We start from the raw sequence: 13,043 nt of genomic DNA, 5'->3' as shown, positions 1-13,043 counted from the left end.
CGCCGCGGGGCGCCCTGTCAGCGCAGCAGATCCGCGATCTGCCGGGCGGCTTCGCGGGCGGGGCGGCCGACGCCGATGAGGGTGGCGGAGGCGGGGCCGGTCCAGTCCCCGTAGCCGAGGAGGTGGAGGCGGGGCTCGTCGATCGCCCGGGTGCCGGCCGTGGGGATGCGGCCGCGGGGACCGCGCAGGCCCAGTGGGGCCAGGTGGGCGAGGGCCGGGCGGAAGCCCGTGCACCAAATGATGGTGTCCGCCTCGGCGGTCGTGCCGTCGGCCCGTTCCACGCCGGCCGGAGTGAGGCGGGTGAACATCGGCCGGGCCTCGAGCCGGCCGGCGTCGCGCGCCGTGCGCACCGGCGGTACGGCCACGATGTCGCCCAACGAGGCCACACCTCCCGTGTCCTCACGGCCCTCGTCGAGGGCGCGGCGGCGGGCGGTGGCGTGGTCGAAGAGGGCGCGGCCGTCGATGTCGTCGGCCAGGTAGCGCGGTTCGCGGAGGGTGCACCAGGTCAGGTCGGTGTCGTGCGCGAGGTCGGCGGCGATCTGGGCGCCGGAGTTGCCGCCGCCGACGACCACGACCCGGCGGCCCGCGAAGTCGGCAGGGTTGGTGTACTCCACCGTGTGGAGCTGCCTGCCCGGGAACGTCTCGCGGCCGGGGATCGCCGGGACGAAGGGGCGCGACCACGTGCCGGTGGCGCTGATGACCGCGCGGGCCCGCCACGTACCGGAGTCGCCCTCCACGCGCAGGAGTTCGCCGTCGCGGTGGACGCCGGCCACGCGGACCGGTCGCACGACCGGGAGGTCGTACCGCTGCTCGTACTCCGTGAGGTACGAGACGACGTGTGCCGCGTCCGGGTACGTCTCCCCCGGCTGCGGCGGCATGAGCCGGCCCGGCAGGGACGAGTACGCGGCCGGGGAGAAGAGGCGGAGGGAGTCCCAGGTGTGCTGCCAGGCGCCGCCCGGCGCGGCCTGGGCGTCGAGGATCACGAAGTCCAGGCCGGCGCGGCGCAGGTGGTAGCCGGCGGCGAGCCCGGCCTGGCCGCCGCCGATCACCACCACGTCCACCGGGGTGCTCATGAGCGGCCGCGTACGAAGATGACCGCGACCAGCGCCAGACCCACCGCCGTGCCCACGACCTGCATTCCGACGAAGCCGGGGACCGAGGCGGGGGCGATGCCCGCGAAGGTGTCGGTGAACGCGCGGCCGATCGTCACCGCCGGGTTGGCGAAGGACGTGGACGAGGTGAACCAGTAGGCCGCGCCGATGTACGCGGCCACGGCGACGGGCGCGAAACGGAGCCGGTCGGTGCGGGCGAGGCCGAAGATCAGCAGGATCAGGCCGGCGGTCGCCACGACCTCGCCGAGGAGGAGGTTGCCGGCCGAGCGGTCGTGCGTGGACCACTTCACCAGCGGCTCGCCGAACATCGCGTCCGCCAGGATCGCGCCGAGGATCCCGCCGGCGATCTGCGAGGGGACGTAGACGGCGAGTTCGCGCCCCGTGACACCCGCGCCGCCCCGGCGGGCGGTCCACCACTCGGCCAGGCTGACCGCCGGGTTGAAGTGCGCGCCGGACACCGGGCCGAGGAGGGCGATGAGCACGCCGAGGCCGAAGACGGTGGCCGTGGAGTTGGCGAGGAGCCGCAGCGCGACGTCGTCGGTGAGCCCGGTGGCCTGGATGCCGGAGCCGACGACGATCGCCACCAGGGCGGCGGTGCCGACGAGTTCGGCGGCGGCGCGGGCGGCGAGCGGGCTACGGGGCGGGGTACCGGGGGAGGTACGGGGCGGGGTGGCGCCGGGCGCGGGCCGCGGCGACGGGGCGGTGGCCATGGCGTCGCTCGCGGCGGGCTCGGTGGCGGTCACGGGCGGGTACTCCTCGGCAGGTGAGGCACAGGGGGCGGGGTCAGAGGGCCGGGCCAGGAGGCCAGGTCAGGAGGCCGGGTCAGGAGGCCCGGCCAGAAGGCCGGGTCAGAAGGCCGGGCCAGGAGGCCCGGTCAGGGGCAGGAACGCTTGAAGTTCGCCTCGGCGGTCAGGCGCGCGGTCTGCGCGAGGGCGGCGAACTGGGCGGCGAGCCGCTCGATGACGTCCGGCTTGAGGCGGTAGTAGGTGAACCGGCCGCAGGGCTCCGTCTCGACGATCCCGGCCTCGCGCAGCACCCTCAGGTGGTTGGAGAGGTTGGTCTGCCTGGCACCGGTCTCCTCCACGAGGTGGGTGGTGCACAGCGTCTCGCGGGCGAGCAGGGTCACGATCCGGATGCGCAGGGGGTCACCCAGCACCCGCATCAGATCAGTATCGACTGACGTCATCATGGACTGATACTTTCACGTCATGCGGAGTCGCTGCCAGGCCGGGGCGTTCCCCCTTGAACCCACCGATGAACCCACCGAAGGGGGTTCGCACCTCGGCCGCGCCCCCGCACCCGGCCCTCCCCGCCCCGTACCGCCTCCGCCCCCAGGAAGAACCGATGACCGCCCCGCTCGCCTCCGTGCTCTTCGTCTGCGTCCACAACGCCGGCCGCTCCCAGATGGCCGCCGGATTCCTGCGGCACCTCGCGGGCGACCGTGTCGAGGTCCGCTCCGCCGGCTCCCTGCCGGGGGACCGGATCAACCCCTCGGCCGTCGCCGCGATGGCGGAGGTCGGCATCGACATCTCCGACCAGAAGCCGAAGGTGCTGACCCCGGAGGCCGCCCAGGCGTCCGACTACATCATCACCATGGGCTGCGGCGACGCCTGCCCGTACTTCCCCGGCAAGACCTACCTCGACTGGCAGCTGGAGGACCCCGCCGGCCAGGGGGTCGAGGCCGTCCGCCCCATCCGCGACGAGATCAGGACCCTCATCGAGGGCCTGATCGCCGAGATCGATGCCAAGAGGGACGCCAAGAGGGCGTGACCGGCGCGAGCGGCATCGACCCGAGCGACGGCATACGCGACGTCGCCATCATCGACTCCGGTCCACCGGCCGCTCCGCGCCGCCACGCGCTGCCGCGGCAACCCGGCCACGAGTCCGCGGAGCTGCCGAGCGCGGGGCGGTTCCCCCGGCTCGCGCAAGGGCGGCGGGCTCGCCATCGCGAGCCCGCCGCCCCTCGTCACGCGGAGCTTTCTAGTACTGCAGGTCCTTCTGCTCGGTGATCAGACGGCCGGCGATGTGCAGGTTTCCGTCGGAGTCGAGCACCGCGATGATCTTCTTCGTGGAGCCGTGGTGGGTGGTGAAGTAGATCTTGTCCGCCCCCTGGGAGGAGGAGTAGTTCGTGTTCACGGACAGCTCGATGCTCACCGGGGAGCTGATGAGCACGTCCTTCTTCGGGGAGGTCGGGTAGACCTGGTTCTGCCGCAGCTTGACGCGGCCGTGGATGTCCCCCTCGTCCCAGTCCGACGCAACCCCGAGATCGATGTCAGCCATGCGATTTCCCCTCCGGTTCCGGTGGCAGGACTTCGGCCGGGCTGCCGCAGGGACATCCCGAACCGACCCCAGAACCTACGCAGCTCGTTCACAAAGCGGCACCATGCCCGGCGAATATGACTGGTTTTCCTTCCAGTTGGTCGCGAATTGACACCTGAGGCACGAGAGCGCCAGAAACGCCCGAAAAGAACCGTGACAAGACCCGAGATCACCCCTAGGGCGGGGAGCGGGCGCGACGGTCGGCCCGGGTGCCGCCGTCGACCCCCTCCGCGAGCCGATCGAGGTCGCGCCCCCATGGACGACCAGGTCACCCCCACGCACCCGCATGCCAGACGACGCCCCCTCGGCGCGCATAGCGTTCACCTTCAATCCATTGCAATGAACGGCGCTCCCGGCGTTGCGTTAGCCTCATGGTCGTTGCAATGAAATCCAGGCCTTCACCTGCAATTATCGCGGTTTCACGCAACACCCCTGTTGCCACATCAATGAACGCAACGTAGCTTTTCCTTCATCGGAAACAATGAGTCCAAGGAGAAGTACCATGCAGAAGTTCGCCACCGCCGCCCCCGTCTCCGCCGTTCTCGACATCCCCTCGGGGCGCATCCGGTTCATCGCCGCCGATCGGGCCGACACCGTCGTCGAGGTCCTGCCCGCCGATGCCTCCAGGGGCCGGGACGTGCGGGCGGCCGAGCAGACCGGGGTCTCCTTCGCGGACGGGGTCCTGCGGATCGCGGGGCCCGCGGCGAAGAACCAGCTGTTCGGTCCGTCCGGGGCCGTCGAGGTGACCGTCCAGCTGCCCGCCGGGTCCCGGGTCGAGGCGAAGGCGGCCGCCGCCGAGCTGCGCGGGGTCGGACGGCTGGGGGACGTCACGTTCGAGGGCGCGCAGGCCACCGTCAAGCTCGACGAGACCGCCAGCGCCCGCCTCACCGTGCAGGCCGGTGACATCACCGTCGGACGCCTCGGCGGCGACGCCGACATCAGGACCCGGAAGGGTGAGCTCCGGATCGACGAGGCCATGCGCGGCACCGTCGTGCTCCGCACCGAGGCCGGTGAGATCAACGTCGGCGCCGCCCGCGGCGTCTCCGCCTCCCTCGACGCCGGCACCGCCTACGGCCGGATCCGCAACTCCCTCCGGAACGAAGGGGGTGCCACCGCCGGACTCACCATCCGGGCCACCACCTCCTACGGCGACATCACGGCCCGGAGCCTCTGATGCCCTCGTCGCTCGTGCCGCCCGTGACGGTCGTCCGCGCGTGTCTGCGCGACGGCGGAGGCGGCAGTCCGACGGCCGTGGTGGACGACGGGCCGTTCGGGGAGGAGGAGCGGCGGCGGCTGCCCGGGGCGGTGGGGGCCTCGCACGCCGTCTTCGTCTCCAGTCGGACCGAAACCGAGGCCGAAACCGAGGCCGAAACCGAGACCGGGACCGAGGCCGGGACCGAGACCGACGCGGGGTCTGACAGGCGGGATTCGCGTCCCGTCGTCTCCCTCCGGTTCTTCACCTCCGAGGGAGAGCTGCCCTCCTGCGGGCACGGCACCATCGCCGCCCTGGGCTATCTCGCCGAACGGGCCGGGGGCGAGGCGTACCGGGTCTCGCTGCGGGTGGCGGGGCGTACGTTCGACGGCTGGGGCGTACGGAAGGGGCCGTACGCCCGGGTCGGCTTCGCGTACGGGGCCGTGGAGCTGCGCGAACCGGGCGGTGGCGAGTCCGGGCTTGTCCTGCCCGCGCTGGGCATTGCCCCGGACGCGCTCGGGGAGGGGCTGCGGATCGCCTCCGTCGGGCGGCCGCGGCTGCTCGTCCCGGTGGCCTCGCGGTCCGTGCTCGCCGCCCTCGCCCCGGACATGGAGCGGCTCCGGGACGCCTGCGACCGCCTCGGTCTGCTGGGCTGTTACGTGTACTCCGCGCCGTCGCGCTCGGGGCGGGTCGCGGCCCGGATGTTCGCCCCGTCGATCGGCGTCCCCGAGGACATCGCCAACGCCAACAGCACGGCCTGCCTCGCCGCCCATCTCGCCGACCGGGGCATCGGGCGCATCGCGGTCGACATGGGGGACTCCCTCGGCAGCCCCGCCACCATCAGGGCCTCCACCAGGGGCGGGACGGCCGTCCGGCTGGGCGGAGACGTGCTGGTCACGCGCCCGGCTGCCCCGGGTGCTCTTCCCTGACCAGGGGATTCGGGACCGGGATCCAGGCGTCGTGGTCCACGCCGCGCAGGCGCATCAGGGTGAGGGCCTTGACGCGGAGTTCCGGGGCGAAGAGGGCCGCGCGGTCGGCCCGGTTCCCGGGGGTCGCGGGGAGGTCGTCGTACGCGCGGTGGGCAGCGGCCGCGACGATCGACCAGAGCCGGGCCCCCGCCGTCCGGTCCCGGTCGGCCAGGGCGGAGACCAGGGTCCCGAAGGTGGTGCCGAAGAGGTGCCCGAAGAGCATCGTCCGGAGCACGGCCGGATCGTCGTCGATCACCCGCCCGCCGACGGCGGCGGCGTCGAAGCCGTGCCGGGCGAGGCGGCTCGGGCTCAGCCGGACGTCGGCGAGGTCGCGGTAGACCAGCCGCCGGGGGCGGGCGTGCGCGTCGAGCACGACCAGGAGGTTCTGCCCGTGGGCGGCGGGCGCGACGCCCCGGCTCAGGAGGCGGACGAGCGGCGGCACCGCGAGGCCGGCGAAGGCGGCCAGCCAGTCGGCACCCGCGTCCGGGGCACCGGCCGCGGCCAGGAGCGCCCGGATCAGGGGCGGCCCGTCGCCGGCGGGGCGGGCGGCGAGCGCCGCCACCGGCAGGACCCTCTCCCCCGGCCCCGGGCGCGCGGCGGCGGACGGTGACTCGCGGAACAGGACGGCCAGGTCGCCGCTGGGTTCGCCGCGTACGAGCGCGGAGGCGCCGGCGAGGTTGCGGGTGATCCGGAGGCTTCCGGAGAGGTCGGCGACGACGTGCGCCAGCAGGGCCGAGAGCGGTGCGCTGTTCTCGACGCCGCTCGCCGAGATGTCGCGGATCGCGCTGGTCATCCGCGTGGTCAGCGCCGTCTTGAGGTGCGGGCCCCCGTCGAGCGGGGCGAGGGTCCGTACGCTCATCAGCGGCCGGGCGGGGATCGCGCCGGTGGCGTACGGCCGGTGTCCGAGCTCCGGCAGGACGTGCGCGCTCTGCCAGGGGTGCACGGGCAGCAGCAGCCGGTCGCCCTCCCGCAGCCGGTCCGGCCACTCCCCCGCGACCCGGCACCGGTCGGCCGGGACCGCCACCAGGTCGAGGCCGACGACCGGGCGGTGCTCCGGCGCGTACGCCAGCTGCTCGGCCACCGAGAGGCCGGGGCGGCTGCGGCAGCAGGGGTGGTACGGGTGCCCGTCGACGACGCCCTGCTCGACGTACGCGAGAGGGTCGGCGGGGCCCGAACCGGAACCCGCCCCTGCCCCCGCCCCTGCCCCTGCCCCTGCCCCCGCCCCTGCCCGTGACAACGCCAGCGACGCCACGCTGTCGCCGAGTTCGGCGACGAGGGCGTCGGCGCCCGGAAGGCCGAGTGCGGCAAGAAGAGCGGCCGGATGGTCATGGGCGCGGTCGTCGAGCCGTACGGTCGTGTCCTCGCCGGGGATCACCAGGTCGTACGGGAGCCGGGGCGGGCCGTTCAGGAGCCGGCCGTCGGCGAGTTCCACGCGGCCGGTGTCGGCGTCGCGCGCCGTGATGCCCGGGAGCGGTTCGTGGAGGAGGGCGCGCCACAGCCGGGCGAGGACGGCCGCCCGCGCCGGGGGCAGTTCGCGGTGGTAGGCGGCGAGGAGCCCGGGGGCCACATCCGCCAGCTGGGCGGCGAAGGCCGCCTCAGGGGCGCGCGCCGCGTCGCGTACGCCCGTGTGGTGATCCGGAGCGAAGTGCATGAAGGCTCACTACCCGGCGCAAGATGTCCCTACCGGTGGACGACCCGCCGGGGCACGGGTGGAAGGCGCTGTCGTGAGTGAAGCCAAGGACCGGGCCGACGCCCTGTCGGCCACCGCCCTCCTGAACTGCCTGATCCGGGAGGTCGCCCAGCCCGAACCCGGCACGGACACGAACGCGGACACGAACGCGGACGCGGATCACGTCGTCCACCGCCTCCCCGAGACCGGTCGGCTGCTGCGGGTACGGGCCGGCCGGCGGCCCTCCGAGCCCTGTGTCCGTACCGGTGGCGGCTGGCTCCCGCTGACCTTCGAGGCCCTCGTGGCGCTGGCCGCCGACGAGCTCGCCCGGCGCACCGGCGTCACGAACAGGACCGTAGTCGGCGAGATGACCGCCAGCCGGGACGTCATCGCGGCGCTCCAGGAGGCGCGGGCGTCCGCGAGCCCGCCGGAGGACCCGTACCTGCGGTCGGAGCAGGCGCTGCTCGCCGGGCACCGGTACCACCCGGCGCCCAAGGCGCGCGGCACGGGCGCCCCGGAGAGCTGGCTGCCGTACGCGCCGGAGGCGTACGCCCGGTTCCCGCTGGAGCTCCTCGGGGTCCGGGCCGACGTGGTCGCGGAGGACGGCGACCTGTCGTCGCTCGACGCGCTCACCGACGGGGCCGCCCCCGAGGGCTACGTACCGCTCCCCATCCACCCCTGGGAGCTGGACCTGCTCCACGCGGACGGGCTGCCCGCGTTCCGCGACGGGCGGCTGCTGCGGCTCGGTCCCGCCGCGCCCGGGGCGGGGCGGGCCGTGGCGACCTCCTCCGTGCGGACGGTGTACCTGCCGGAGGCCGACCTCTTCTGCAAGCTCAGCCTGGACGTGCGGATCACCAACGGGAACCGGCGCCTGGAGCTGCGCGACCTGCTGTGGCTGCGGACGGTCGGCGAGCTCCTCGCGCCCGCCTTCGCGCCCCTCCCCACGGCGGGCTTCCTCGCCGACCGGGGCTACCGCACCGCCGACCTCGGCGGGCAGCACGCCTACGAGGGCTTCGCGGTGATCGCCCGCGAGGGGCTGCGGCCGCACCTGCCGCCCGGGGTGACGCCGCTGCTCGCGGCGGGCATCGCCGAGGGCTTCCCCGGCAACCCGCTCGACGGGCTGACCCCGGAGCGGGCGCTCGACTGGTGGCAGCGCTACCTCGACCACCTCGTGCCACCGGTGCTGCACGCCTGGCGGGCGCACGGCCTGGTCCTGGAGTGCCACCTGCAGAACGTCCTCGTCGGCGTGGACGGCGCCGGTCTCCCGGAGCGGGTGGTCTTCCGCGACCACGAGGGCGTACGGATCGTCGCCGAGCGGCACCGCGCGCTCCTGGACCGGTACGCGTCCCGGGGGCCCGCCCCGGTCCTGGACGAGGCGCACGGCTGGGAGCGGCTCGCGTACTGCCTGGTGACGAACAACCTCTCCGAGATCGCCGGCGCCCTCGCCGACCGCCACCCGGAGCTCGCCGGTGAGCTCTGGCCCCGGGCGCGGGCGGTGTTCGCGGGGTACGCGGCGGAGCACGGCGGTCCGGCGGAGATCCGGGCCCTGCTCGGATCTCCGCACGTCCCGGCCAAGACGAACCTGCTGCTGCGCTGGCTCGACGTGGACGGGGCCGACGCCCGCTACGTACCCACGGCCAATCCGCTGTACTGAGGACGGCCGTCAGCGGATCGGGCGGTCCAGCCTCACCCGTACGAGGGTGGTCTCCACGCCGCTGTCGACGAGGCGGCCGTTGGCGTCGAAGGCGGCCGGGCCGTCCGTCATGCCGAAGTCGTTGTCGTTGAGGAGGACGAGGGTCGAGGGGCCCTCGACGGCGACGCCCTCGATCTTGCCGGGGACGCCCTCGACGGTGTTGAGGTCGATGACGAGGCGCTTGTCGAGGATCGGCGCCTGGGCGGCGGTCGTGTCGTCGAGCTGCTCCAGGGTGGGGGTCGCCGCCGTGTCCCAGGTGGTGCCGAGGATGTCGGAGCCGCGGCGGAGGCGGACCTCGTAGAGGCGGGCGGCCTTGTCGGTGCGCTCCTGGACGAGGAGGCGGTCGCCGCCGAGGGCGACGAGGGCGGAGAGCTTCAGCTCGGAGGTCTTGGTCTGGCCGGGCTCGACGGCGTCGACGGCGTCGAAGCGGTAGGCGTACTCGGCGGTGACCCGGTTCTCCTCGGGCGAGAAGCGCAGCAGGCGGGTGGTGCGGGAGTTCTCGCCGGAGGCCTTGTCGGGGTTGAGCAGGGGGCTCTGGAGGCCGAGGACGAGGTCGCCGTCGGGGAGCAGCGCGAGGCCCTCGAAGCCGCGGTTGACCTTGCGCTGGAGGAAGATCGACGGCAGGGACTCGACGACCGGGTAGTCGGTGCCGGTCAGGCCGAGGCCCTTGGGGACGTGGCGGGCGAGCACCCGGCCGGTGGCGGAGACGTGGACGAGCGAGGGGCCGTACTCGTCGACCAGCCAGAAGCTGCCGTCCCGGTCGCGGACGAGGCCCTCGGTGTCGAGGCCGTTCGGGTCGTACGCGAGCGGGGTGGAGGCGTCGTACGTGTACGGGGCCTCGTCGCGGCCGGCCTGGTTGGGCAGCCCGGTCACGGGCGCGCCCGATGCCGTGGTCAGCGGGATGGACGTGAGGACCCGGAGCCGGTCGCCCTCGGCCCGGACCTTCACGATGGCCGGGTCGAAGCCGGGCACGGGGAAGGTGCGCCGCTTGTCCTTGCCGACGGCTATCTGCCCGTTGGGGCCCCGGTCGGTGACGGTCCAGTACTCGCCGCGCCGCCCGGCCGGGTACAGGTCGCTGCCGATGCCGCCGAGGTCGACGCCCCGGTCGTCGGCGACGCTGCCCGGCAGCAGGCCGTTGCTGAAGCCGGCCAGCGGGATGTCGGGCAGGGTCGAGGTGGAGACGACCCGGCCGGCGGGCTCGCCGTGGTGCGCCGGCGCGGCGTCGGCCGTCCCGACGACCACCGAGCATGCGAGCACGGCGGAGAACGGCAGGACGACGAGGGCGGGCCGGCGCAGGAGACGCGCGCTCAGCGGATTCATCTGAACTCCCTGGAGTACATGGAAAGTCGCCGGTGAGGGCGGCCTCATGGTCCAGTCCTTCGCTCAATTCCGGGCGGCGCGTTCGCGACGCCCGGGTGAGCCCTGGGTGAACGCGCGTGTCCGCGCGTCCGCCCTCGTGCGTCCTAGTACCGGTCGAGGATCAGCTGCGTCTTGAGGATGTCCCCGTGGTACAGCCAGCCGTGGGACTCGGCGACGTCGACGGCGTCCGCGTGCAGCGTGGCCGCGTCGGCGTACGAGGAGGTCTTGAAGGACAGCTCGACGACGTACTCGGTGCCCGTCCCGTTCGCGCCGACGACCGGCAGCACCTCGATGCTGGCGTCGTCGGAGGGGCCCCAGGCGCCCCCGTACACCTTGGCGGTGACCGGTCCGTGGGCGCGGGAGGCCTGGAGGGTGGTCTTGCCCCAGCCGGTGGCGTTCCAGTTCTCCAGCTTGCCGGGGATGTCGTTGACGAGCCAGGTGCGGCCGGTGGTGCTCGTGGGCATCGCGGTGCCCGAGTAGCCGCTGGAGCTGTGGGACTTCTCGTTGGAGAAGCTGAGGGTCTGTTTGGCGTAGCCCCAGTCGACCTCGGCGTCGTAGTTGGTGTCGGAGCTGTCGAAGCCGGCGGCGTTGGCCGTGGTGAGCGCGGCGTCGATGTCGCCGTTCGTCACGGGGAACCGCTTCTTGTACGTCTCCTCGAACGACGAGCCGCTCTTGTGCCGCAGGCGGACGCTCCAGCCCTGGGCGTCGAGCGCGAGCGCGTCCGTGTCGTAGTAGCTGTACGAGCGGGCCTTGGCCGAACCGGTGATCCCGAAGGCCGACTTGACCGCGGCGCTCGGCGCGAAGCTCGCGTCGAGCGCCGCCGCCGTGAGGTTGATCTTCACCTCGTACGTCGGGACGGCGTTGGCCGCCGCGTACGCCGGCGAGGTCGGGGCGAGGAGGGCGGCGGCGACGGCGAGGGCGACGGCCGAACCGACGGCGGCCGGGCGCGTGGCACGGGGCAGGAAGGTCATGCGCCGATGCTCACGAGCGCGGGTGAGGACCACGTGACCCCGGGACGTTCCCCCGGTGAACCGGGCGGGACGGAACGGGACTGGACGGGGCGGGACTGGGCGGGGCCTACCGCAGCAGCAGGTTCACGCCCACGTCCTCCGGGACGGCCTCCCGCACCGGGGTGCTGTCCGGGCCGGGGCGGTGGGCGCCGGGGATCGGGACGGGATCCGTACGGTGGAGCAGGACCGTTCCGTCCGCGCGCCACGCCTCCGTGTAGCCGTGGGCGAGGAGGAGTTCGACCCGCTGCCGCTGTTCCTCGACGGAGGCGAAGGGGAAGGTCCGGTCGTCCGTCCGGAGGAGGACCCAGTCGGCGCCGCGCGGGGTGCCGTCGGCGATGACCACGTCCGTACGGGCGGTCAGGCGGGGCGCGACGGTGTTGTCGGCCTCCACCGTCGCGCCGTCCGGGACGAGTTCCGCCGCCGTGGCGAGGGGGCGCTTGTCCGGGGAGGGGAGCCAGAAGTCCGGGCGGACGAGGAGGTTGAGGCCGAGGACGAGGGCCGCCGCGGAGGAGAGGGCGAGCGCGGTGATCGCCCAGCGGCGTACGAGCCGTCGGTCGCGCAGCCTCCCCAGGGTCTCCAGGGCCGCCGTGAGCAGGATCGGCCACAGGAAGGCGTCGTAGTGGTTGATGACCGGCCAGTGGTTGGGGTTGTCGGAGAATACGCGTTCCGCGAGGAGGGGGACGGCGAGCAGGAAGGTCGGGGAGCCGAGCGGGAGCAGGGCGAGGCTGCCCAGGATCCAGGCGAGCATCGCGAGCTTGACGGAGGGGGTGACGGCGGCCTGGAGCAGGATCCAGGGGGCGGTGAGGACGTGGACCAGGGCGTCCCCCGGGTCGGCGCCGAGGCTCCCGTACGACCAGTAGTAGCCCTCGGGGCCGCCCATCGCGGGGATGAACCAGCCGATCACGACGGCGGAGACGAGCGGTCCCGCCAGGGCCAGCACGAGGCCCGTGGCGCGGCCCGTCCGGTGGCCGGCGCGGTGGGCGCGGACCGCGAGGACGAGGCCGTACGCGCCGACGACCAGGCCCATGTCCTCCTTGGCCGTGCACAGCAGCGCGGCCCATACGGCGGCCGCGCCGTACCGGTGGGCGATCCCCCGCTCCAGCATGAGGAGGGTGAACGGCACCGCGAAGGCGACCTCGTGGAAGCCGTTGTAGGAGGAGTCGAGGAGCGGCCAGCCCAGCGCGTACACGAGTCCGGCGAGGTCGGCGGCCCGGCGTACGACGAGGGGTTCGGCGCCCGTGAAGGCGTGCCGGGCGATGCGGCGGACCACCGGCACGCCCGCCGCGAACAGCGCCGCCTGCGCGAGGATCAGCGTCCGCGGGTCGTCCCACAGCCAGTAGAGCGGGGCGAGGAGCGCGAGCGCCGGGGTGAAGTGGTCGCCGAGGAGCGAGAAGCCGGGCGGGAACTCGTGGTGGACGTTCTTGATCGGCGACCTGGGCAGTTCGAGGTGTGCGTACGCCCGCACGGCCTGGTCGAAGATCCCCAGGTCGAAGCCCGTGGCCCGCAGGGCCGTCCAGGACTGGAGGCCGAGGGCGGCGCAGACGAGGAAGCAGAGGGCGGTGAGGGCGAGGCCCCGGCGCCCCCGTTCCGTCCCCCGTGATCCGGTCGTCGCCGCCGCGTCCCTCGCGACGGACGGCAGCGGGCGGGTCGGTATGTACGGCAACGCGTTCCTCATGGCCACGACATTACGGTGCGTCGTTGTCAGTGCGGGGAGGGAGAAT

General features: G+C 73.8%; 12 protein-coding genes. 4 read left to right on the top strand and 8 right to left on the bottom strand.

All coding sequences use genetic code 11. The annotated features are described in order from the left end of the window. Nucleotides 1-17: 17 nt before the first annotated feature. The 3 genes from ACH4TP_RS14470 to ACH4TP_RS14460 all read right to left on the bottom strand — a co-directional run bounded on the left by ACH4TP_RS14470 (nucleotide 18) and on the right by ACH4TP_RS14460 (nucleotide 2,301). Nucleotides 18-1,073, bottom strand: coding sequence for an ArsO family NAD(P)H-dependent flavin-containing monooxygenase (locus ACH4TP_RS14470; RefSeq protein WP_398437927.1), 1,056 nt, complete (start codon nucleotides 1,071-1,073; stop codon nucleotides 18-20). Further along, on the bottom strand, nucleotides 1,070-1,855 hold the full coding sequence (locus ACH4TP_RS14465) for an aquaporin (RefSeq protein WP_398437926.1): 786 nt from the start codon (nucleotides 1,853-1,855) through the stop codon (nucleotides 1,070-1,072). The genes ACH4TP_RS14470 and ACH4TP_RS14465 overlap by 4 nt, the downstream gene beginning before the upstream one ends. Before the next feature lie 131 nt (nucleotides 1,856-1,986). Continuing rightward, nucleotides 1,987-2,301: an ArsR/SmtB family transcription factor gene (locus tag ACH4TP_RS14460; protein ID WP_398437924.1), complete on the bottom strand. Its 315-nt coding sequence runs from the start codon at nucleotides 2,299-2,301 to the stop codon at nucleotides 1,987-1,989. Nucleotides 2,302-2,456: 155 nt separating this feature from the next. Here ACH4TP_RS14460 and ACH4TP_RS14455 point away from each other — a divergent pair, with 155 nt between their 5' ends. Beyond that, the gene (locus tag ACH4TP_RS14455) at nucleotides 2,457-2,882 is read left to right on the top strand and encodes an arsenate reductase ArsC (protein WP_398437922.1); all 426 of its coding nucleotides are present in this window, start codon (nucleotides 2,457-2,459) and stop codon (nucleotides 2,880-2,882) included. A gap of 210 nt (nucleotides 2,883-3,092) precedes the next feature. On the opposite strand, the gene ACH4TP_RS14450 is transcribed toward ACH4TP_RS14455, so the two are convergent. Next, a complete protein-coding gene (locus ACH4TP_RS14450; RefSeq protein ID WP_398437921.1) occupies nucleotides 3,093-3,392 on the bottom strand; it encodes a DUF6342 family protein in 300 nt (99 codons plus the stop codon). A gap of 541 nt (nucleotides 3,393-3,933) precedes the next feature. On the opposite strand from ACH4TP_RS14450, the gene ACH4TP_RS14445 reads away from it, so the two are divergent. Beyond that, nucleotides 3,934-4,605, top strand: coding sequence for a DUF4097 family beta strand repeat-containing protein (locus ACH4TP_RS14445; RefSeq protein WP_398188970.1), 672 nt, complete (start codon nucleotides 3,934-3,936; stop codon nucleotides 4,603-4,605). Beyond that, the gene (locus ACH4TP_RS14440; RefSeq protein ID WP_398437919.1) at nucleotides 4,605-5,552 is read left to right on the top strand and encodes a PhzF family phenazine biosynthesis protein; all 948 of its coding nucleotides are present in this window, start codon (nucleotides 4,605-4,607) and stop codon (nucleotides 5,550-5,552) included. Before ACH4TP_RS14445 ends, ACH4TP_RS14440 begins: the two co-directional genes overlap by 1 nt. On the opposite strand, the gene ACH4TP_RS14435 is transcribed toward ACH4TP_RS14440, so the two are convergent. After that, nucleotides 5,518-7,242 (bottom strand): IucA/IucC family protein, encoded by a 1,725-nt coding sequence (locus tag ACH4TP_RS14435; RefSeq protein WP_398437917.1) that lies wholly within the window; start codon nucleotides 7,240-7,242, stop codon nucleotides 5,518-5,520. The genes ACH4TP_RS14440 and ACH4TP_RS14435 overlap by 35 nt on opposite strands. On the opposite strand from ACH4TP_RS14435, the gene ACH4TP_RS14430 reads away from it, so the two are divergent. After that, nucleotides 7,241-8,914 (top strand): IucA/IucC family protein, encoded by a 1,674-nt coding sequence (locus ACH4TP_RS14430; RefSeq protein WP_398437915.1) that lies wholly within the window; start codon nucleotides 7,241-7,243, stop codon nucleotides 8,912-8,914. The two genes, ACH4TP_RS14435 and ACH4TP_RS14430, sit on opposite strands and share 2 nt — an antisense overlap. A 9-nt stretch (nucleotides 8,915-8,923) precedes the next feature. Here ACH4TP_RS14430 and ACH4TP_RS14425 read toward each other — a convergent pair whose 3' ends face one another. From ACH4TP_RS14425 to ACH4TP_RS14415, 3 genes are all read right to left on the bottom strand, one after another. Next, a complete protein-coding gene (locus ACH4TP_RS14425) occupies nucleotides 8,924-10,273 on the bottom strand; it encodes an esterase-like activity of phytase family protein (protein WP_389222061.1) in 1,350 nt (449 codons plus the stop codon). Between the two features lie 143 nt (nucleotides 10,274-10,416). Further along, nucleotides 10,417-11,283: a hypothetical protein gene (locus tag ACH4TP_RS14420; RefSeq protein ID WP_398437913.1), complete on the bottom strand. Its 867-nt coding sequence runs from the start codon at nucleotides 11,281-11,283 to the stop codon at nucleotides 10,417-10,419. Between the two features lie 106 nt (nucleotides 11,284-11,389). Then, entirely contained in the window at nucleotides 11,390-12,997 is a 1,608-nt protein-coding gene (locus tag ACH4TP_RS14415) for a DUF2079 domain-containing protein (RefSeq protein ID WP_398437911.1), read from the bottom strand. Between the last annotated feature and the right edge of the window lie 46 nt (nucleotides 12,998-13,043).

Source organism: Streptomyces sp. NPDC021012, assembly GCF_044333355.1.
Taxonomy (GTDB): domain Bacteria; phylum Actinomycetota; class Actinomycetes; order Streptomycetales; family Streptomycetaceae; genus Streptomyces.
This window is presented reverse-complemented; position numbering and strand designations above follow the sequence as displayed.

What these genes read in the sequence shown, in the direction of transcription:
- ACH4TP_RS14470 (WP_398437927.1), bottom strand. Translation starts at nt 1,073, where the DNA reads ATGAGCACCCCGGTGGACGTGGTGGTGATCGGCGGCGGCCAGGCCGGG.
- ACH4TP_RS14460 (WP_398437924.1), bottom strand. Translation starts at nt 2,301, where the DNA reads ATGATGACGTCAGTCGATACTGATCTGATGCGGGTGCTGGGTGACCCC.
- ACH4TP_RS14455 (WP_398437922.1), top strand. Translation starts at nt 2,457, where the DNA reads ATGACCGCCCCGCTCGCCTCCGTGCTCTTCGTCTGCGTCCACAACGCC.
- ACH4TP_RS14450 (WP_398437921.1), bottom strand. Translation starts at nt 3,392, where the DNA reads ATGGCTGACATCGATCTCGGGGTTGCGTCGGACTGGGACGAGGGGGAC.
- ACH4TP_RS14445 (WP_398188970.1), top strand. Translation starts at nt 3,934, where the DNA reads ATGCAGAAGTTCGCCACCGCCGCCCCCGTCTCCGCCGTTCTCGACATC.
- ACH4TP_RS14440 (WP_398437919.1), top strand. Translation starts at nt 4,605, where the DNA reads ATGCCCTCGTCGCTCGTGCCGCCCGTGACGGTCGTCCGCGCGTGTCTG.
- ACH4TP_RS14430 (WP_398437915.1), top strand. Translation starts at nt 7,241, where the DNA reads ATGAAGGCTCACTACCCGGCGCAAGATGTCCCTACCGGTGGACGACCC.
- ACH4TP_RS14435 (WP_398437917.1), bottom strand. Translation starts at nt 7,242, where the DNA reads ATGCACTTCGCTCCGGATCACCACACGGGCGTACGCGACGCGGCGCGC.
- ACH4TP_RS14425 (WP_389222061.1), bottom strand. Translation starts at nt 10,273, where the DNA reads ATGAATCCGCTGAGCGCGCGTCTCCTGCGCCGGCCCGCCCTCGTCGTC.
- ACH4TP_RS14420 (WP_398437913.1), bottom strand. Translation starts at nt 11,283, where the DNA reads ATGACCTTCCTGCCCCGTGCCACGCGCCCGGCCGCCGTCGGTTCGGCC.
- ACH4TP_RS14415 (WP_398437911.1), bottom strand. Translation starts at nt 12,997, where the DNA reads ATGAGGAACGCGTTGCCGTACATACCGACCCGCCCGCTGCCGTCCGTC.